This is a genomic window from Sulfitobacter sp. SK012 (assembly GCF_003352085.1).
In the GTDB taxonomy this organism is placed as follows: domain Bacteria; phylum Pseudomonadota; class Alphaproteobacteria; order Rhodobacterales; family Rhodobacteraceae; genus Sulfitobacter.
This window is the reverse complement of sequence record NZ_CP025804.1, coordinates 2,301,922-2,321,890: the sequence shown is the minus strand read 5'-3', so window position 1 is coordinate 2,321,890 and position 19,969 is coordinate 2,301,922. Positions and strand designations below refer to the sequence as shown.

Below are 19,969 nucleotides of genomic sequence, written 5' to 3'. Positions count from 1 at the left end.
AAGGGGCTGCCAAAGGGCGGCTCCTTTCTTGTGTTGACGTTATAATTTTCAAAGACCGGGCGGAGTCCGACGCATGGCATCCTTTCTCAGCAGCCCCCTAATACTTGCCGCAACTGTGCTCGCGCTCAGCATGACCGGCTATTGGCTTGCTCGGGGCCGGGCAATGAGCCGCGCGGGCGGCGATGCGCGCCGCTTGCACAGCTTGCCCAATTACTACGGCATGACCGCCGCGATGTTCACAGCCGTTCCCGCCTTGGGTGTGCTGGTGATCTGGTTGCTGGTCCAACCGGTCCTCATCCAAGGTGCCGTCCTGCCGCTTTTGCCTGCTGAACTGGCGGGCGACACAGGCACCGCCAACCTGATGCTAAGCGATGTGCGCCGCGTGGCCGACGGTTTGGACGTTGCCATGGCTCAAGGCGTGCTAAGCGCCGATGACATTGCGGCCCTTGTTGGCGATCCATCAACCCTGCGCAGCACGCTTGCGGGCGTTGGCGTGGCGCTTGGATCCGAAGTGAGTGTCGATGTGTTTGCCGCCGCGCAAAAATCCCGCACCCTGAATGTTCAGCTTAACCTGAGCCGGGCGGCTATTATTGTGACCCTAGCGCTAATTGGCATGTTCGTCGCTGTCCGGGCCGCGGGGCCTGCGTTCCGCGCCCGCAATGTTGTTGAACGCGGTGTGCTCGCGCTGTTGATTGTCGCCGCGTCACTGGCAATTTTGACGACCGTTGGCATCGTGTTTTCGATGCTGTTTGAATCAATCAATTTTTTCAGCCAGCACCCATGGCAGGACTTTTTCCTTGGCGGCAGCTGGGCCCCTAATTTTCGCGGCAACAGCGATCTGTCGATCTTACCGCTGTTGTGGGGGACGCTATATATCTCGGTGATTGCGTTGCTTGTGGCGGTACCGGTTGGTCTGTTCGCAGCCATTTATCTGAGCGAGTATGCCGGACCCAAACTGCGCGCGATTGCCAAACCGCTGTTGGAAATCCTCGCTGGCATTCCCACAATCGTTTATGGCCTGTTCGCCCTGCTGACGGTGGGACCTGCGCTGGTCAGGCTATTTGGCCGCGGCGATGAAGGCATCCTTGGCGTCGAATGGATGACCGGGGCCACGTCAGTGCTGACCGCAGGCCTTGTGATGGGCATCATGCTGATCCCTTTCGTGTCGTCGTTGTCAGATGACATTATCAACGCTGTCCCACAATCTTTGCGCGATGGGTCCTACGGTCTGGGTGCCACCCCGTCCGAGACGATCCGCACCGTGGTTTTGCCAGCAGCGCTTCCTGGCATAGTCGGGGCGATTTTGTTGGCTGCAAGCCGTGCCATTGGCGAGACGATGATTGTGGTGTTGGGGGCAGGGGCCATCGCCCGGTTCTCTGGCAATCCGCTTGAAGCGATGACGACCATCACCACCCGCATCGTCAGCCAACTAACTGGGGATACTGATTTTGCGTCACCCGAGACCCTGGTGGCCTTTGCCCTTGGCCTGACGTTGTTTGTGCTGACCTTGGGACTAAATGTGGTGGCGCTCTATATCGTGCGCAAATACCGGGAGCAGTACGAATGACCGACATGCCCAACCCCAACGCTCCGCGTAAGGGATCGCTGCTTATCCAAGATGCCCGCACCAAGCGGCGCAACCGGGCTGAGACGCGGTTCAAGATCTACGGATTGACCGCCATAGCCATCGGTATGCTGATGCTGCTGATCTTGCTAAGCACGATCATATCGCGCGGCACGGGCGCGTTTCAACAGACCTTTCTGACGCTGCCGGTTGTCTTGCTCGAAGATAAACTGGACAAGGCTGGCGACCGCGACATTGAAAAGATCAAAAAGGTTTCAACCTTTGGCTACGCGCCGCTCTTGGCCGCCGCCCTTGAGGCGAAAGTGGCTGATGCTGGCATCACCACCGATCTTAAACCAAAGGCGCAAGCCGCCATTTTGTCTAAGGATGCCCCCGCGAAGCTGCGTAACTTTGTGTTGGAAAACCCTGAACTAATCGGCACGACGGTCGAATTCGACTTTCTGACCAACAGTCGGGTGGATGGCTATCTTAAGGGGCGCGTGACCCGCCAAAGCATCGCCAATGACAAGAGCATCAACGCCGAAAAACTTGATCTTGTTGATGATTTGATTGCAGGCGGTGGTTTGCGCAAAAAGTTTAACCTCAACTTCATCACCGGGGCGGACGCCTCTGATGCGCGGCCCGAAGCCGCTGGCATGGGGGTATCGATGATCGGATCGCTGTTTATGATGCTGGTGGTGCTCTCGCTGGCGTTGCCCATCGGGGTGGCGGCGTCGATATACCTAGAAGAATTCGCGCCAAAAAACTGGATTACGGACATCATCGAAGTCAACATATCGAACCTCGCGGCGGTTCCGTCGATAGTATTTGGTATCCTTGGTTTAGCCGTGTTCATCAACTACATGCATCTGCCCAACTCAGCGCCGCTGGTGGGTGGCTTGGTGCTTACGCTCATGACGCTGCCGACGATTGTTATCTCAACCCGCGCGTCGCTTAAATCTGTGCCGCCGTCCATTCGCGATGCAGCCCTTGGCGTCGGGGCCAGCAAGATGCAGTCTGTATTCCATCATGTTTTGCCACTGGCGGCGCCGGGTATATTGACCGGTACGATCATTGGTTTGGCACAGGCGCTTGGGGAAACAGCGCCGCTGTTGCTGATCGGTATGGTGGGTTTTATTGCGTCTAATCCTCCCGACGGCCTGGCCGAAGGGTTGCTTTCGCCAAATTCGGCGATGCCTGCGCAGATTTACGAATGGGCAAAACGCGCAGACCCAGCGTTTTATGAACGTGCCTGGGGAGGGATCATCATCTTGTTGGTGTTCTTGATTACGATGAACGCGGTCGCCGTGATGTTGCGTCGCCGCTTTGAGCGGCGCTGGTAGGAGAATGAAATCGATGAAAGACAATCTAGTTTCGGAGAATGCAGTGGCGACCAATCCCCTCAAGATCGCGGCCCGAAATGTGCAGGTTCACTACGGTGATACCCATGCCATCAAGGATGTAAGCGTTGATATCGAGGACAAGACCGTCACCGCCTTCATCGGTCCCTCAGGCTGTGGCAAATCAACGTTTCTGCGCTGTATCAACCGGATGAACGACACCATCGACATCTGCCGTGTGACCGGTGACATCCGCATTGACGGTGAGGATATTTACGACCCGGCCGTCGACCCAGTACAGTTGCGCGCCAAGGTTGGCATGGTGTTTCAAAAACCAAACCCGTTCCCAAAGTCGATCTATGACAATGTGGCATACGGCCCTCGCATCCACGGATTGGCCCGCAATAAGGCCGAACTTGATGAGATCGTCGAGCGTGCCTTGCGCCGCGGTGCCATCTGGGACGAGGTCAAGGACCGCTTGCAAGCGCCCGGCACTGGTCTTTCAGGTGGCCAGCAGCAACGTCTTTGTATTGCACGCGCAGTTGCCACCGAGCCCGAAGTGCTTCTAATGGATGAGCCATGCTCTGCCCTTGATCCCATTGCGACGGCTCAGGTCGAGGAGTTGATCGATGAGCTGCGCCAGAACTATTCGGTCGTGATCGTTACACACTCTATGCAACAGGCTGCTCGCGTTAGTCAGAAAACGGCGTTTTTCCACCTTGGTAATCTGGTAGAATATGGCGATACCGATAAGATATTTACCACGCCAGAAGACCCCCGTACTGAAAGCTATATCACTGGCCGGATTGGATAATACTATGGAAAATCAACATATTGCTTCGGCCTTTGACCGTGATCTTGAGGGGGTAGAAGCCCAGATCATGAAAATGGGCGGCCTCGTTGAAAACGCGATCCGCCAGGGCGCGCTTAGCCTTGAGACACGCGATAAAGTACTGGCCCAAGAGGTCCGCGCCGCCGACAAGGCCATCGACGCGCTTGAAGAGCAGATCAACGAACAAGCAGCCCGCATCATTGCATTGCGCGCACCAACAGCCAAGGATCTGCGCTTGATCCTGAGCGTCATCAAGATCAGTGCAAATCTTGAGCGCATTGGCGATTATTCCAAAAACATGGCCAAGCGCACGGGGGTTTTAGCCACCATGCTACCCGTTAATGATGGGGCAGGTGCGATCCGGCGCATGGCACGCACGGTTGAAGGGATGCTCAAAGACGCGCTTGATTGCTACATTCAGCGTGATACGGAATTGGCCATGGACGTGATTGCCCGCGACGAAGACGTTGACCAAATGTACAACGCGCTGTTCCGCGAATTCCTGACCTTTATGATGGAAGACCCTCGCAATATTACGGCCTGTATTCACATGCATTTCATTGCCAAGAACGTTGAACGGATGGGTGATCACGTAACTGCCATCGCCGAGCAGGTCGTCTATTTGGTCACTGGGGACCTTCCTGACGAAGCGCGCGCCAAAGCAGACACCACGTCGGTTGCGAAAGAAGGGTAAGTCACATGCCCGTCACACAATTGCAGGTGCTGCTGGTCGAAGATGAACCTGCACAGCGCGAAGTACTAGCCTATAATCTAGAAGCGGAAGGCTATGCTGTGCGCCGTGCCGAGAACGGCGAAGAGGCGATGCTCATGATTGCAGAGGCACCGCCCGATTTGATCATTCTGGATTGGATGATGCCGTTGATGAGCGGCATTGAGGTGTGCCGTCAAGTCAAATCCCGGAGTGAAACACGGGGCATTCCGGTGATTATGCTGTCAGCGCGCTCAGAAGAGGTCGATGCGGTGCGCGGTCTTGATACAGGTGCCGATGATTATGTGATCAAGCCTTACAATCTGCGCGAATTGATGGCGCGCGTGCGCACACAATTGCGCCGGGCGCATCCCAGTGCATCTGGCGAGGTATTGAAATTTGGCGATATTTCCCTTGATGCTCAGAGCCACCGGGTGACGCGGGCAGGGGCGGAATTGAAACTGGGACCAACCGAATACCGTCTGCTGGTCACATTGCTGGAAAAACCGGGCCGTGTGTTCAGCCGCGACCAACTTCTGGATCATGTCTGGGGCCGTGATATATATGTAGATACTCGGACAGTAGACGTGCATATCGCTCGGCTGCGTAAAGTTCTAACCGCGCAGGGTGGTGATGACCCGATCCGTACTGTCCGAGGGACTGGCTATGCCTTGGGGTAACTTAATACCCCTAATTAATTAATAAAATCCTCCAAGCCGTTGTTTAACAATACTTTATAATATTACTATCTGCAACCAAGATATTGTCATCAATTGGCAACTTGGAGGCTTTTGCAAGCGCGATCATAATATTAGTGTTTTTGACGGGGGCGCTTGCCAAAACTTTTTTACCTGTCCTTCACATGGCGCGGATGTTGCGATCAAGCTGTCATAACGGGCATTGCGGGCGCAAAAAATTTTATTAAAATTGCAGGTGCAATCGACCCATCGGGCAGGGGCCCTGGCACCAGATCATATGCTTTGACGCCCCACTCGTAATTGCCATTCACGACCGCTGCGCGATCAATGGCCTGCCTCAGCAGCGTTGTCTTAAGTCTTAAGTCGTAAATTTCATCAATCTGTTGAGTAGGTCAAAGCCGTTCTGATCATGGTTAAGGGGCTAGTTTTCCATACGCTTTCGCATCCACCACTTAGGTTTTTGGACGTGACACCTTTGTTCTTGTCGCTTAGCAATGAGTGCAGCGGCAGGAGAACTGCCCCAAATTACTAGGGAGAGAGAAATGAATTCACGCTTTTTAACAGCGCTAGCAACAGGCGCGTTCCTGACATTCGGTGCGGGCACCGTGTCAGCGGCAGAGTGCATTGCACCAGCAAACCCCGGCGGCGGTTGGGATTTCACATGCCGTCAAATCGGCAAGATCATGTTTGACATTGGCGCGGTTGATAAGCCGGTTCAGGTTACAAACATGGCGGGTGCCGGCGGCGGCTTGGCGTTCAGCCATATCGTAAACGAGCGCAATGACGACGCCGATGTGATGATTGCTGCTTCCTCGGCCACATCCACACGTCTGGCCCAAAACGCCTATGCAGGTGCGACCGCCGATCAAGTGCGCTTCGTGGGTGCTATCGGTGCCGACCCAGGCATTATCGCAGTCGCTGCGGATTCACCGTTTCAGTCGCTGGGTGATCTGGTTGACGCCGTAAAGGCCGATCCCGGTTCAGTTGCATTTGCGGGCGGTTCTGCCGTTGGCGGGTTTGACCACCTTAAGCCTCTGATGATCCTGCAGCGCGCAGGCTTTACCGACATTCGCAAAGTTAAATACATAGGTGTTGACGGTGGTGCAGATGCGATCACTCAGACAGTTGGTGGTTTTACCCAAGCGATGACGGGCGACATGTCCGAAGTTGTTGGTTTTCTTAAAAACGGCGATATCCGCGTGATTGCGGTGCTCACCGAAGAGCGCGTACCAGGCTTTGAGGACATTCCAACCGCGAAAGAGCAAGGCTTTGACGTGGTTGCGGTGAACTGGCGTGGTCTTTATGTACCAAAAGGTATCTCGGACGAGCGCTTCGCCGAATGGGCAGGCATGTTGCAGCAGGTTGCTGACAGCGCCGAGTGGAAAGAGGCAATGGCCGCCAACGGTCTAGCGCCATTCACCAAAGTTGGTGATGATTTCCAAGGTTACGTTGATAACCTTGTGATTGAAATCAACACACTGTCCAAGGACATCGGGGTTATCCAGTAATGGCATCAGACCGTATATTCGGTCTGGTAACTCTGTTTGTGGCGCTCGCCTATATTGCGAGCGCCACGCAAATCCAGACAAGTTTTCTAGCCGATCCAGTCGGCTCAAAATCATTCCCCATCCTGATTGGTGTGGTCGCAGCGCTGTCAGCCATCGTGCTGATCATCAAGCCTGACCCCGATCCGGCTTGGCCGCAGGTTCGCACTTGGGCTGCGCTCTTGGTCGCTGTCGTTGTGCTCGTCGCATACGCTTATGCATTAAAACCGCTCGGTTTTGTGATCCCCACAGCCATCGCCGCGGGCATCCTGAGCTACCAGATTTCTGGCCGTGCAGCCCCAAGTGCCATTGCAGGCGCTGGTCTTGCTGTTGGGCTATTTGTTCTGTTCCGTTTCGCTTTGGGGCTGAGCCTCGTGGCACTGCCAAAGGGGTGGATCTGACGTGGAAATTATTGACAATCTGATCCTCGGCTTTGGGGTGGCGCTGTCGCCCTATACGCTGATGTTGGCCGTTGTTGGCTGCTTTCTGGGCACCATCATTGGTGCGCTGCCGGGCCTTGGTCCAAGCAACGGTGTGGCCATTCTCATTCCGCTGGCCTTTACCTTGGGCCTTGATGCGACTTCGGCATTGGTCTTGATGACGTCGGTTTATTACGGCGCGATGTATGGCGGGCGCATCAGCTCAATCTTGTTAAACATTCCGGGCGATGAACCTGCGCTTATGACCACGCTAGACGGCTACCCGATGGCCAAAGCAGGCCGTGCTGGCGACGCGCTTGTGCTGTCGGGCGTTGCTTCTTTTGTCGGGGCATTTCTGGCGACCATCGGGTTGATGCTGCTGGCTCCGTTGCTGGCACGGGTCGCATTCTTGTTTGGTCCCGCAGAATATTTCGCGCTCTATCTTTTGGCGTTTTGTACGCTGGGCGGTATGGCCTCGAACAACCAAGCAAAATCAGCCATTGCCTCGTGTATCGGCCTTGGGATTGCTATGATCGGGGTGGACAACAACTCCGGTTTGCCGCGTTTGACCGGAGGCAATCTGCACCTTATGGACGGCATCGACTTCTTGGTCGCGATCGTTGGATTATTTGCCATTGCAGAAGTGTTTTTCTTTATCGAAAGCCACGGCAAAGGGTCATCCATTGGCGTAAAACTCGAAAAAGTAACCATTCCTTGGCGTGATATTAAAGAAAGCACGCCAACAATGCTGCGCGCGTCCGGCGTGGGTTTCATCGCTGGTATCTTGCCAGGGGCAGGGGCCTCGCTTGGGTCGTTCTTAGCCTATATGACCGAGAAATCTATCGCTGGTCCCAAGGGTGGATTTGGCACCGGTGTTCCGCGCGGTGTCGCGGCGCCTGAGGCAGGTAACAACGCCGCGGCCGGTGGTGCACTGATCCCAATGCTGACGCTTGGCGTTCCGGGGTCTGGAACCACGGCTGTGCTCTTGGCGCTTCTGATGACGCTCAATATCACACCGGGTCCGACGCTGTTTACAGACCAGCCAGAAGTCGTCTGGGGCCTGATCGCGTCCTTGCTGATTGCCAATGTGGTGCTGCTGTTGATGAACGTGCCGATGGTTAAGATCTTTGTTAAGATCCTGATGGTGCCGCCATGGGTGCTGCTGCCGGGCGTTACCATGATCAGCTTTGTGGGCATCTATTCGCTTTCAGGCAGCTACTTTGATTTGCTCTTGATGGTCGGTTTTGGGGTTCTGGGCTACATTCTACGCAAGTTGGATATTCCGACAGTGCCTGTCATTCTGGGCATCTTGTTGGGCGGTAACATGGAAAATGCGCTGCGCCGTGCGATGGTGTTGTCAGATGGCGATGCGACGTTCCTGTTTTCATCCCCAATTTCGATTGGGCTTTGGGTTGCTGCCATTGCCGGGTTTGTAGCCCCAATGTTCCTGCGCAGGTTCCTAACAAAACCGCGGGCTGTTCCGGATTAAACGTATATTTTTCGGTATCTTATCGATTGATACTAATGTTCCTCGCATCCTTTGTGATTCCGGGAATGTCGCGAGCTTTCCCATACGATACAAAGTACCCGTGGTCAGCGGTGCCGATGCGCCTGAGATCGTCGGGACAGGAAAAGCCTCTGCCGTTGCCCAAGCACAAGCGCCGTGCGCACAATACGGGGCGACCAGTTATGCGATACCTGATGGCACAACACGCATTATGCCTGCCAGAGTGCATATAATCGGATGCAGTTATTTAACATAATGAAGATTATAAGTCTTTTGTATGCCTCCTAGGGACATGCTAACCAGACTTCCTCCCCAATATGAAACGCCATTGTTCAATCGCGTGCTGGACAAGCCCTGCCTGTCGCTCAATAGTCTTTACGTAACGATACGCTTAAGGATGCCCATGACCTCTGTAATGATCCTCAACGGTCCAAACCTAAATCTGCTGGGTACCCGGCAGCCTGAAGTTTATGGGAAAACTACGCTCGCGGATATTGAAGCGTCCTGCGCTGCTCACGCCAAGGCGCTTGGCATCAGCGTTACCTGTGCGCAGTCCAACGATGAAGGAACGCTCATTGATCATATTCATGCGGCCCGCGGTTCCCACGATGCGATCATCCTGAATGCTGGTGCCTATACGCACACCTCTATTGCGTTGATGGACGCCATATCCTCGGTTGAGTTGCCAACGATTGAACTGCACCTCAGCAACATTCATGCGCGTGAAACTTACCGGCACAAATCCTTCATAGCGCCCGTTGCTATTGGGCAAATTTGCGGCTTTGGACCGCACGGTTACATTCTGGCACTTGATGCGCTCGCTGCACGGTTGAGCGCCAAATGAGCAAGGGCCTGCGCCCTTATCTCAAGTTTCTGGCGAATTGTCAGTCGATGGAGATCCTGTGGGACGCGCATTGCCAGAAAATGGCGACATATGGCTTTGATCGTCTGCTCTACGGCTTTACCCGTTACCGCACCTTGACCTCGTTGGGCGATCCCGAAGATTTCGTAATCTTGACCAATCACAGCCGCGCCTACACGGATGTATTTCTGGGAGAAGGCCTTTATTTTCATGCGCCTATGGTGCATTGGGCCCTCGAAAACGAAGGTGCCGGCAGTTGGCGTGCTCTGCTTGACATGGACAAATCCAAAACGCTCAGCCCTGCTGAAAGACGCGTGTTTGCGTTCAACATCTCGATGGGTGTCACGGCAGGATATACAGTGAGTTTCAAAGCAATTTCTGCGCGATCCAAGGGCGCGATTGCACTGACCGCACGCGTCGGGATGGAACAAGAAGAAGTCGATGCCGTTTGGGCAGAGCACGGCGATGATATCACGTTGATGAACAACATCGCGCATCTCAAAATCCTCACCCTGCCCTATACTGCGCCCAACCGCTCGCTGACGTCGCGCCAACGCGAGGCACTTGAATGGGTTGGTGACGGCAAGACCATGCAGGATATCGCGCTGCTGATGGGTCTCACGTCGGCCACTGTCGAGAAACATTTGCGGTTGGCGCGCGAAGCATTATCGGTTGAGACAACAGCGCAAGCTGTGTTGAAGGCAGCGTTTGCCAATCAAATGTTCGTCCTAGACGCCTGAACCGGTAAATGTTTACGTAAGGTAAGGAATCCCTGACTTTCTTAATTTGACGTTAACGCGCACAATTTCCCCGTGACCACATCAAACGGCCTAGGCTGGTGGTAACAACGGCTCGTAACTCTTTGTAATTTCAAAGCTCTGGCGGGTTGCCGGTTTGGCAAGGTGCATTGATACGCCTTGCTGAGCCGGAGCGAAGATGCGCGTGTGCTCCTCCCCGAGCGGCTTGTCAATACGCGCGTATCGAGCGGGATCCCTTGCACACGTGGGGTCCCGTTTACGGCACCTTAATTCACGCCCCCTGCCCGAATTCAAGCCAACGTCGCGTGTCTTTTTTGAGCGCGCTATCCATCGCGGCATCATATGCCGCAATCTCGGCTTGGCTCAGCACCCCTTCCCATTTGCCGCTGGCGCCACTTTCGAAAAACGCACTGTCAGATTTGAAGAAACCTTTGCCACCTGATGGGGCAAACCGGTCAGCGTGCGCTTTCATATTGTCGAACGTTGCGGCTTTGACCAATCTTGCCATCAGATCAGCTGAATGTGAGATCCCCAGCAGGTCAGCGACGCGCGCCATGGTGCCCGCCAAATCCGCTGACATATCAGCGTAGTGAAACAGCGAAACGTTGGGCTGATCCTTCAATGCAAGGGCCGCCTCATAGTGGCGTAGAATATGGGCCAGCGGCATCGCATCCATATCAAAGCCTTCGGCACCACCGTCCAGAAAGCGGCGAAAGGCGATGCCCGTGGTGTCATCTTCGGGATAGAACAATTCAAACCCGCCAACGGGAACATTGCGCACATGTTTGCGAAAGGAAAAATGCGCATCAAGCGGATGACGGAACACACAGATAAATTGTCCGTCCTTGCGGTATGGTAGTCCGTCCAGCGGCGTATGACTTTTAACGGCACGCCGGTGTGTCATCGCCTCAAGCCGCCCAACAACGTCCTCCATTTCGCGGATACGAATGTCGATCCACGGCATTTTAATGGAAAGCTCTGGCTCAACCTCCGGATCACCCGATAGCAACAGGGCGACGATCGTCTGCATCCACGTTGTTCCGCATTTAGGCGGGGTCACGACATAAATGTCATCGGCACGTGCGCTGAACTTATCCCAGCGGCGGTTATCGGTGAGAGGTCCTAGGTATAGTTTGCGAGGCATGAATAAATTCCTTGAAGCTTAAATGCTGTCATGTGACGCCCTTCGGAAATTTCAGGCAAGAAAAAACGCCATTTAGGCAGGAGCTTGGCCTGACATCCCTACAGCAGAACATGTTTGGTCGCCGCTGCATTGACCTCAACTTGCGTCAGCAAAACAGTGCGCGAGCCAGTCGCGGAGCTTGCGGTGGGTTGCGTTGCCGCCGCTGCCGCGCGGCCAAACCATGTAAAAGCCTGACCCTGCCGTGGCTGGGAACCGGCGTAGGACCCTAAGATCAACATCCGCGCTGTCTAAGTTCAGATAGGCCTCAGGGACCAACGCAACACCCTGCCCGCTGCGGGCTGCATCAAGTGCTAGCGCTGTCTGATTTACCTTTAGAAGCCGCCCCTCGGGAACAACCTCACCTGCGTCGATTAACCGGGCCCAAGGGCGGTGGCTGTCTTCGATCAATGGAAATGTTCCCAGCGGCGCGCCGTCTGGGTATCGTGCAATCAGGTCCTTTGAGGCCACCGCAACGAGGTCCTGCAGGGCCAATAACACGGCCTCCAACGCGGTATCATCGGGTGCCGGTCCCTGACGGATGGCCAAATCCACACCGTCGCCTCGAAAATTTGCGACGGTCTGGTCCGCCGTGATCTGTAGGTCAATTTCGGGGTGCAAATCTTGGAATGACGGCAGCCGGGGCAACAACCATTTGGCCGCAAAGGATGGTGTGACGGACAGCGACAGGCTGAGCCTATCGACGCGGGCCTGCCGCAGCCCTTCCTCAATTTGAGTCAGACCTGCCCCGACAGGAATGGCAAGCGCCCTGCCCGCCTCTGTCAGCGCCAACCCACGCGCCTTGCGATGAAAAAGCGGCACGCCTAACTCCTGCTCCAGCCTGCGCACCTGCTGCGCGACGGCTCCTTGGGTCAGGTTCAGCTCTTGCGCAGCATGCCTGAAATTAAGGTGACGGGATGCGGCATGAAACATCCGAAGAGCGTTCAGGTTGGGATGGGACTGCATAAGCCAAATCTCCAAGGCAGTAGAGTTTCTACAGGCTTGCGCGTCAAAGCATGATTAGTCAACCATCCTGCCCCATGGCAAATCCAACTCAGCAGAAATGGAGGTGCACTCATGATAAACACGCAACCCAAAACGCTCGACAAGGTTTTTGTCCTGAAATGGACCGCCTCGATCATTCAGATCATGGGCTACACTGCCACGGCCTACGGGTTTACCCCCTGGAACATCTGTTTGTTCCTCTTTGGCCTTGTGGGTTGGTTTCTTGTGGGGGTTTTCTGGAAGGACCGTGCGATCATGTTGATCCACGTCGTGGCCTTGGCCGCGATGACAATGGGCCTTTTGACCAAGTGATTTGGCATAAAAAAAGGACGGCCTGCTTACACGGGCCGTCCTTTTCGAAAGTTTAGGCTAGCTTAGCCTTTGGCGGCTTTTGCCACTTCGGCTGCAAAGTCTTCTTTGATGACTTCGATGCCTTCGCCAACTTCAAGACGCACAAAGCCAGTGATGGTTGCGCCGGCTTCTACGGCGGCCTTGGCCACTGTCAGATCAGGGTTCACCACGAAAGTCTGGTTCAGCAATGTCACTTCGGACATGTACTTCTGCATCCGTCCAACGATCATCTTTTCGATAACCGCGTCTGGTTTGCCGCTTTCACGGGCGATATCCATCTGGACTTGCTTTTCTTTCTCGACAACAGCTGGGTCAAGGTCAGCCTCGGACAAAGACGCTGGATTCACAGCAGCGATATGCATCGCTACCTGTTTGCCAAATGCTTCGTCGCCACCGGTCATGCCGACCAGCACACCAATGTTGCCCATGCCGGGGGCCGCCGCGTTGTGCACGTAAGATACAACGATGTCACCGTCGATGGATGCCATGCGGCGGACCGACATGTTTTCACCGATAATGGCAACCGCATCTGTCACGGCCTGCTCGACGGATTTTCCGCCCATGTCAGCCGCTTTCAGCGCGTCGATGTCGGACTGGCTAACCGCCACATCAGCGATACCAGATACCATTTTTTGAAAGTCAGCGTTTTTGCCAACAAAATCGGTTTCCGAGTTCACTTCGACTGCCACGCCGTGACCGCCATTCACCTTAACAGCGACAAGACCCTCAGCCGCAGTACGGCCGGATTTCTTGGCCGCTTTGGCTAGGCCCTTGGTCCGCAGCCAATCAGTGGCCGCTTCCATGTCACCATCAGTTTCAGTCAACGCCTTTTTGGCGTCCATCATGCCGGCACCAGTTGTGTCACGCAGTTCTTTGACCATGGATGCTGTAATCGCCATCTCAGGTACTCCTATGTCAGATATGTCTTTTGCGAGTGGTTCGGGGCAGGAGATCCCTGCCCCGCGTTACAGGCGTGTGACAGCGCCGCATGAAAGCGGCGCGTGTCAGATTAGGATTTGGCTGCTTCAGCTTCTGCGGCGACCGCATCGCTAGACACAACCTCTTCAACCGCAACGGCTTCAACAACAACTTCAGCAACCGCTTCTTCTACAGGTGCTTCTTCCATTGCGCCGATATCAACGCCTGCCGCGCCCAATTGGGCTGACATGCCGTCAAGTGCTGCACGCGCAGCAAGATCGGTGTATAGTGCAATTGCACGTGCCGCATCGTCGTTGCCTGGGATGATATAGTCGATCCCGTCTGGCGAACAGTTGGTGTCGACCACAGCCACAACTGGAATACCCAGCTTGTTGGCTTCTGCGATGGCCAGCGCCTCTTTGCGCACGTCGATCACGAAGATCAGGTCAGGACGGCCGCCCATTTCGCGGATACCACCCAAAGAAGCCTGAAGCTTGCCTTGGTCACGTTCCATGCCAAGACGCTCTTTCTTGGTCATGCCCTCAAAACCAATCTCAGCCTGCTCATCGATGCTCTTGAGACGGCCGATTGACTTGGACACGGTCTGCCAGTTGGTCAGCGTGCCGCCAAGCCAGCGGTGGTTCATGTAATACTGTGCGCATTTCTCTGCGGCATCGGCAACGGGCTGTGCAGCCTGACGCTTTGTACCAACAAAAAGGATGCTGCCGCCTTTGGCGACGGTGTCACGGATGACCTGCAAGGCCAGGTCCAGCATTGGAACTGTTTGTGTCAGGTCCATGATGTGGATGCCGTTGCGCGCGCCATAGATATAAGGACCCATACGTGGGTTCCAACGCTGCGTCTGGTGGCCAAAGTGTACGCCTGCTTCAAGCAGTTGGCGCATGGTGAACTCAGGAAGAGCCATGTCTTTATTACCTTTCCGGTTTTGCCTCATCGGGGGTTCGACCAACATGTGCTGACCAACCGGCGGACCTTTGAGGATGTCTCCCCCAAAAAGCCCAATCCCCGACTGCGGGATTAAGTGACGCGCGTATAGGAGAGCCTCGCGATATGTGCAAGGAACAAATGAGCTAAGTTATTGCAACTCTGCGCCGGGGCTGTACGTTACGTCGCAGAATGCCCTGAAATAAGTAGGGCAAGTACTTAGGGAGTTACCATGAAATTCACATCGACGCTGATTGCGCTTGCTTTTGCAGTACCGGCTTGGGCTGAGCCACTGACTTTAACGCCAGCGGACCCACAACCTGACGCTGGCGACCTAACCCCGGGGCTGGCCGTCGCATATGCCTATCCCAAAAGCCCAAAAACGTTAGAAGACGCAGCTGATGCGCTGAAAAAATCTCGCCCAGGCCCCGCGATCAAGGGCATGTCATATGACACCCCTGAAGGCGAACTGGTCATGACCTCGCGCAAGGGGACGAAAGTCGCCGCTTCGATCACCGGCTTCCTGCGCTTTGACGCGGCAGGGACATTTACAGTCGATGTGATCAGCAATGACGGCGTGCAGACATTCCTTGGTGGGCAAGAGATCGCCTTTTACGATGGTGTTCATGCGTGCGAACCTGCGGGCGAACAAGAAGTCATCGTCCCGGAAGCGGGCTGGTATGCGATCGAAACCACCTATTTCCAGCGCAAAGGCTCTGCTTGCTTGATGATGGATTGGAACGTTTCAGGAGAGATGGGCTTGGTTCCTGACGAGGCGTTTGCCCACACCGAATAACGCCGTTCGAAGTCAAAATAAGATTCTGTGGAACCCCCCCTAAAAAAGGGGGTTTCTGCGAAAAGGTTAACAAATGTTAACTAAATGTTAACTCATTTTCTGGCATGTTTATGGCTAGTACAGTTGCGAGAAAGGCGGAAGTTTGAACCGCCGCCACGCCTGACAACACCAACGCTCAATTTTGGAATGTGCGCTTAATGAACAAACAGCTGCAAACTGTCTTCCCAGCGCAAGAAAAAGTTTCTGAAGCTTGCGACTTGGTGGCTCTGGCAGATTTCGTATCAAGTATATTCGCGCAACCTGGACAGCCGATAGATCGCCGTTTCCGCGCTCTTTTGGATCGCGCCTGCGAGACATTTTCGATGGATTATGGCTATATTACCATGACCCAACATCGAGACAGCCCAATACGTTTCTCAAGCAGGTCCCTGCCCTCACTGAGGGAAGCACCAAGACTAGACCGCAAAGCAACCTTGAGCCGCCAAGTCATCAAACGGCGCGACGTTCTCGCGATTGAGGACAACAGCATGGGAACTTTCAGCACAATGACCGATCAAACCAATCGGCAGCCCAAACGGTATCTAGGTGCCCCAATTGAGTTTGATGGGCGTGTCTGGGGCACTCTAGAATTTTCCAGCAATGCCTTGTCAAACAAAGCACCGACCCCCGCTGAATGCTCCATGATCCGACTACTATGCCTGATCACCTCAGGACCATTGGTCCTATTGGGTGAGGACACATTTGCCTAAGCGTGATGGCCGATGCGAACCGCCGCCTCACACGCCGCCGCAAGTGCTTTGCGATCCGTGAAATCAGCCACTTTTAGCGGCGTGCCGTAGCGCACCTCTACAGATCCTTGGCGCGCCGGGGCGAGCGTGCTGAGCAAATGCGCCCCAAACGACATATCCCCCCACCAGCCATAAAACCGCATATCCAAGCCATGCGGCGCTTTATAGATGACTGAAACAGGTTGCACCCAGATCGCATCACGCAGCTTTGGCGCAAATAATGCTTGGAACAGCGTGGTTTTGAAGGGCAAAACCTGCAATCCGTCGGTGCTGGTTCCTTCGGGGAAAAACAACAGCTTGTGACCCGCAAGCAACCGCGCCTCAAAGAGATCGGTCTGGCTGCGTGCACGCGCGGGGTTCCGTTCAATAAATACCGTTCCGGTGGCGCGGGCCAACCATCCGATGCCCGGCCACCCCGCCACTTCGGATTTTGATACGAAATAGATCCGCTTGCGCGCGTTAAGTGCAAAGATATCCAGCCAGCTTGTATGGTTCGCCACCACTGCGCCACGCTGCGTCATGGGTTCTCCGGTTTGTATCAAAGGTAAACCCAATATCCGAAACGCGCCCCGGCACACAAATTGCGTGATATGAGGCGTTACCGGGCGGTGAAGCCCCCAAATGGGTCGCTCAAACAAGCGCACAAGCAACAAAACGACCAAGCCACCAAAAACCAGCACCGCAAGGGTTAGCCCCCGCAGGACAACTCGAAGCCAGCCCAATGGCGTAATCGGTGGCAAATCAGGTGCTTCGTTGCTGTCCCAAGTGATGCTCATGAAACCTGCGTCGCGCTGCGATAAATTTTGGCTTTCTGAGCATTCATCTTGGCGGTGTCCATAATCAGGCAGACGTCCGTCGTGTTAAATGCATGATCCACAAAAGCGCCTTCGCCAACGCAACCTCCGAGGCGCAGATAGGCCTTTATCAGGCTGGGTACCTGTAGCATCGCGCTCTTTCGATCCAGATTAGCTTCATCTACCAACTCCATGGTTTGGAATGATTTATCTAACGCACGCACCCGGAGTTGATCTGGCGCAAGATGTCGGTGGTGCAATAAGGACAAAGGCTGCGCAAGCGCCGCTATCTCCGTCCCATGAAAGCTGGCCACACCAAAGAGTATCTCGATGTTGTGATCCGCAATATATTGCGCCAGACCGCTCCACAGATAATGCAGTGCAGTGCCGCCACGGTAGTCTGCATGCACACACGACCTGCCCAACTCCAATACCCGCCGGCCAGAGGATTTGAGCACGCTCAGATCATATTCACCCTCGGAGTAAAACCCGCCCGCCGCCTCAGCACGGTCCCAGCGTAGCAACCGATACACGCCTACTACGTCACCGGACGCTCGTTCGCTTAGGATCATATGGTCGAAAAACGGGTCAAAGCGGTCTCGCTCTAACCGTGCGGCATGATCGACCATCTCACCACTGCCACCGAGTTCTTCTACAAACACGTCGTAGCGAAGCCGTTGAGCAAGGCGCAGTTCAGCCTGAGTTTCGGCAAGTTTTACGCTGAACTCTGCCGCACCCTGCTGTGTCATTTTGCCTCCGGTCCCTGCCTCGGGCTTAATATGCTCACGGCGCCACAAAAGCAACTTGACTCAAATTTGCTCTTTACACTTTTAAGTTGAATTCTCACGGTGTGGTTAACCCTTTGACAACTATACTCAGGCATCAAAGACCGGAATTAACCCAATTCGAAAGCCGTCAATGACAACCTTGCCCGCATCCCGAAAATTGACCGTTACTTTGCCACCAATGTTGCTTTGCACCTGTCCTATGCCCCAATCGGGTTGGTCCGGGTGGCGTATCAACATTCCGGGAGCCAAAATCGCGTTCAGATCCTCCATGTTGTCTCCTTTGCATCAAGGGGCCCGCAATGGGGCTTAGTCAAGTGAACCTCGCGGCCCTCATCGGAAGCCGTATCTGTCATGATTTGATATCGCCCATTGGTGCGATCGACAACGGGATTGAACTGTTGGGGATGTCTGGTGTCGCCCCTGGGCCCGAAATGGACCTGATTAGTGAAAGCGTTGGCAGCGCCAGCGCACGCATTCGGTTCTTTCGTGTGGCGTTTGGCGCTGCGGGTGAGCAAATGATGGGCCGTGCCGAAATCGTTTCGATCCTAGACGGCCTGCATGATGGTGGGCGGATTGATTTGGCTTGGGGCCGCTTGAGGCGCAACCACGCTCTGCAGTACGCATGTGTTTCCTTGCAATTCAATGCCTTGAGACTGCAATGCCCTATGGCGGGCGTGTTGAGGTCTCGCAAAATTCCGGGCGTTGGGAGCTTACGGGACGTGCGGATAAACTCAACATTGATCCTGCACTTTGGGCATTGCTAGCCGGTGGAGAGCCCACAGAAATTCTGCAGCCTGCGCAAGTGCAGTTTGCCTTGCTGCCAACAATCGCCGCTGATGATGGCCGTAAAGTGGTAGCGCAAAGTGATGAAACGACGGTAAGTCTTCGTTTTTAGGGCAAATCAGGGCCGTACAGTTCCATCGCCGGTTACCAAATACTTAAAACTAGTCAGCTGCGTTGCCCCCACCGGGCCGCGCGCATGCATTTTGCCTGTGGCAATCCCAATCTCTGCGCCCATCCCGAATTCAGCACCATCGGCAAATTGTGTTGACGCATTGTGGATCAAGATCGCGCTGTCGAGCCGAGTCATAAACCGCTCAACCGCGGCCGTATCTTCGGTCAGAATGCAATCCGTGTGGTTGGAGCCATAGGTCCGGATATGCGCAATTGCTGCGTCAATGTCAGGCACAACACGCGCGGCAATATCCATATCAAGGTATTCCTTACCCCAGTCGTCCTCTTGCGCCGCAATCACACCGACCAACGTCTGAAATTCAACGTCAGCATGCACGCGCACGCCGGCATCGACCAAAGCGCGGATGGTGTCTTTGCCAATGGTGTCGGCCACATCCTTGTGGATCAGCAAGCATTCTGCGGCCCCGCAAATACCAGTCCGCCGCGTTTTGGCGTTGATCACCACTTTCAGGACTTTTTCAGGGTCGGCATCTTTGTCGACATAAATATGCACAATGCCTTCAAGATGGGCAAACACGGGCACCCGTGCCTCGCGTTGTACCAGCCCTACCAGACCTTTACCGCCACGCGGGACGATCACATCAATGGTATCGGTCATGGTAAGCATTGCACTGACGGCAGCCCGGTCGCGGGTTGGCACCAGTTGAATGGCATCTTCAGGCAGGTTCGCGTCGCGCAGCCCCTGTTGCAGGCAGGCATGCAAAGCACTTGATGAATGAAAGCTCTCTGAGCCGCCGCGCAGTATCACTGCATTTCCCGCTTTGAGGCACAGTGCACCTGCATCGGCAGTCACATTAGGTCGGGATTCGTAGATCACCCCAATAACCCCAAGCGGCGTCCGGACGCGCTTGATATGCAAGCCTGAAGGCCGGTCCCACTCCTCCATGACTTCGCCAACAGGATCGCGTTGTTCTGCAACGCTGCGCAACCCGCTAACAATGCTGCGCACACGGTCTTCATCCAGCATCAACCGGTCCATCATCGCTGGGCTTAGGCCTTTCTCACGGCCATATGCTAGGTCTTTGACATTAGCCTCCAGAATAGTTCCGCGCGAAGCCCAAACGTTTTCTGCGGCACCGATCAAGGCGGCATACTTGCGCTCTGCCGTGGCGAAACCCAGCTCAGCGGCTGCAGCTTTTGCGCGCGTGCCAATATCGGCCATCATCTGTGTAATATTGTTTTCTGTCATAGCCTTA

General features: G+C 54.8%; 21 protein-coding genes and 1 pseudogene. 14 read left to right on the top strand and 8 right to left on the bottom strand.

Features of this window, described 5'->3' with window-relative positions:
* The first annotated feature begins 73 nt into the window (after window positions 1–73).
* From pstC to C1J03_RS11325, 10 genes are all read left to right on the top strand, one after another.
* Window positions 74–1,567, top strand: coding sequence for a phosphate ABC transporter permease subunit PstC (gene pstC, locus C1J03_RS11370; RefSeq protein ID WP_114886556.1), 1,494 nt, complete (start codon window positions 74–76; stop codon window positions 1,565–1,567).
* On the top strand, window positions 1,564–2,907 hold the full coding sequence (pstA, locus tag C1J03_RS11365) for a phosphate ABC transporter permease PstA (protein ID WP_114886554.1): 1,344 nt from the start codon (window positions 1,564–1,566) through the stop codon (window positions 2,905–2,907). The genes pstC and pstA overlap by 4 nt, the downstream gene beginning before the upstream one ends.
* 13 nt (window positions 2,908–2,920) lie before the next feature.
* The gene (gene pstB, locus C1J03_RS11360; protein ID WP_114886552.1) at window positions 2,921–3,718 is read left to right on the top strand and encodes a phosphate ABC transporter ATP-binding protein PstB; all 798 of its coding nucleotides are present in this window, start codon (window positions 2,921–2,923) and stop codon (window positions 3,716–3,718) included.
* Between the two features lie 4 nt (window positions 3,719–3,722).
* Window positions 3,723–4,430 (top strand): phosphate signaling complex protein PhoU, encoded by a 708-nt coding sequence (gene phoU / locus C1J03_RS11355; RefSeq protein ID WP_114886551.1) that lies wholly within the window; start codon window positions 3,723–3,725, stop codon window positions 4,428–4,430.
* Window positions 4,431–4,435: 5 nt separating this feature from the next.
* The gene (gene phoB, locus C1J03_RS11350; RefSeq protein ID WP_114886549.1) at window positions 4,436–5,125 is read left to right on the top strand and encodes a phosphate regulon transcriptional regulator PhoB; all 690 of its coding nucleotides are present in this window, start codon (window positions 4,436–4,438) and stop codon (window positions 5,123–5,125) included.
* Window positions 5,126–5,685: 560 nt separating this feature from the next.
* Window positions 5,686–6,651 (top strand): Bug family tripartite tricarboxylate transporter substrate binding protein, encoded by a 966-nt coding sequence (locus tag C1J03_RS11345; protein ID WP_114886547.1) that lies wholly within the window; start codon window positions 5,686–5,688, stop codon window positions 6,649–6,651.
* Window positions 6,651–7,088, top strand: coding sequence for a tripartite tricarboxylate transporter TctB family protein (locus C1J03_RS11340; RefSeq protein ID WP_114886545.1), 438 nt, complete (start codon window positions 6,651–6,653; stop codon window positions 7,086–7,088). The genes C1J03_RS11345 and C1J03_RS11340 overlap by 1 nt, the downstream gene beginning before the upstream one ends.
* A 1-nt stretch (window position 7,089) precedes the next feature.
* A complete protein-coding gene (locus tag C1J03_RS11335; RefSeq protein WP_114886543.1) occupies window positions 7,090–8,595 on the top strand; it encodes a tripartite tricarboxylate transporter permease in 1,506 nt (501 codons plus the stop codon).
* A gap of 421 nt (window positions 8,596–9,016) precedes the next feature.
* Window positions 9,017–9,457: a type II 3-dehydroquinate dehydratase gene (gene aroQ, locus C1J03_RS11330; RefSeq protein ID WP_114886541.1), complete on the top strand. Its 441-nt coding sequence runs from the start codon at window positions 9,017–9,019 to the stop codon at window positions 9,455–9,457.
* Entirely contained in the window at window positions 9,454–10,215 is a 762-nt protein-coding gene (locus C1J03_RS11325; RefSeq protein WP_114886539.1) for a LuxR family transcriptional regulator, read from the top strand. The genes aroQ and C1J03_RS11325 overlap by 4 nt, the downstream gene beginning before the upstream one ends.
* A 289-nt stretch (window positions 10,216–10,504) precedes the next feature.
* On the opposite strand, the gene C1J03_RS11320 is transcribed toward C1J03_RS11325, so the two are convergent.
* Entirely contained in the window at window positions 10,505–11,377 is an 873-nt protein-coding gene (locus C1J03_RS11320) for a sulfotransferase domain-containing protein (RefSeq protein ID WP_114886537.1), read from the bottom strand.
* A gap of 135 nt (window positions 11,378–11,512) precedes the next feature.
* Window positions 11,513–12,379, bottom strand: coding sequence for a LysR substrate-binding domain-containing protein (locus C1J03_RS11315; protein WP_114886535.1), 867 nt, complete (start codon window positions 12,377–12,379; stop codon window positions 11,513–11,515).
* Window positions 12,380–12,490: 111 nt separating this feature from the next.
* Here C1J03_RS11315 and C1J03_RS11310 point away from each other — a divergent pair, with 111 nt between their 5' ends.
* Complete coding sequence (locus tag C1J03_RS11310; RefSeq protein WP_114886533.1) at window positions 12,491–12,730, top strand: DUF6552 family protein; 240 nt, start codon at window positions 12,491–12,493, stop codon at window positions 12,728–12,730.
* A gap of 62 nt (window positions 12,731–12,792) precedes the next feature.
* Here C1J03_RS11310 and tsf read toward each other — a convergent pair whose 3' ends face one another.
* Window positions 12,793–13,668, bottom strand: a complete 876-nt coding sequence (tsf, locus tag C1J03_RS11305; RefSeq protein WP_114886531.1) for a translation elongation factor Ts — start codon at window positions 13,666–13,668, stop codon at window positions 12,793–12,795.
* 110 nt (window positions 13,669–13,778) lie between these two features.
* Window positions 13,779–14,612, bottom strand: coding sequence for a 30S ribosomal protein S2 (gene rpsB / locus C1J03_RS11300; RefSeq protein ID WP_114886529.1), 834 nt, complete (start codon window positions 14,610–14,612; stop codon window positions 13,779–13,781).
* A 252-nt stretch (window positions 14,613–14,864) separates the two neighbouring features.
* On the opposite strand from rpsB, the gene C1J03_RS11295 reads away from it, so the two are divergent.
* The gene (locus C1J03_RS11295; protein WP_114886528.1) at window positions 14,865–15,428 is read left to right on the top strand and encodes a PA14 domain-containing protein; all 564 of its coding nucleotides are present in this window, start codon (window positions 14,865–14,867) and stop codon (window positions 15,426–15,428) included.
* Window positions 15,429–15,625: 197 nt separating this feature from the next.
* The gene (locus C1J03_RS26070; protein ID WP_114886526.1) at window positions 15,626–16,177 is read left to right on the top strand and encodes a GAF domain-containing protein; all 552 of its coding nucleotides are present in this window, start codon (window positions 15,626–15,628) and stop codon (window positions 16,175–16,177) included.
* Here C1J03_RS26070 and C1J03_RS11285 read toward each other — a convergent pair.
* The 3 genes from C1J03_RS11285 to C1J03_RS11275 form a co-directional block, all read right to left on the bottom strand.
* A complete protein-coding gene (locus C1J03_RS11285) occupies window positions 16,174–16,992 on the bottom strand; it encodes a lysophospholipid acyltransferase family protein (protein WP_114886524.1) in 819 nt (272 codons plus the stop codon). The genes C1J03_RS26070 and C1J03_RS11285 overlap by 4 nt on opposite strands.
* Window positions 16,989–17,759 carry a GNAT family N-acetyltransferase gene (locus C1J03_RS11280; protein WP_114888969.1) on the bottom strand — a complete coding sequence of 257 codons (771 nt, stop codon included), beginning with the start codon at window positions 17,757–17,759 and terminating at the stop codon, window positions 16,989–16,991. The genes C1J03_RS11285 and C1J03_RS11280 overlap by 4 nt, the downstream gene beginning before the upstream one ends.
* Window positions 17,760–17,885: 126 nt before the next feature.
* Complete coding sequence (locus tag C1J03_RS11275) at window positions 17,886–18,068, bottom strand: DUF3553 domain-containing protein (RefSeq protein WP_114886522.1); 183 nt, start codon at window positions 18,066–18,068, stop codon at window positions 17,886–17,888.
* Between the two features lie 29 nt (window positions 18,069–18,097).
* On the opposite strand from C1J03_RS11275, the pseudogene C1J03_RS11270 reads away from it, so the two are divergent.
* A pseudogene (locus C1J03_RS11270) lies at window positions 18,098–18,693 on the top strand (histidine phosphotransferase family protein).
* Between the two features lie 6 nt (window positions 18,694–18,699).
* Here the strand turns inward: C1J03_RS11270 and C1J03_RS11265 are convergent.
* Entirely contained in the window at window positions 18,700–19,962 is a 1,263-nt protein-coding gene (locus C1J03_RS11265) for a glutamate-5-semialdehyde dehydrogenase (RefSeq protein WP_114886520.1), read from the bottom strand.
* Window positions 19,963–19,969: the final 7 nt, after the last annotated feature.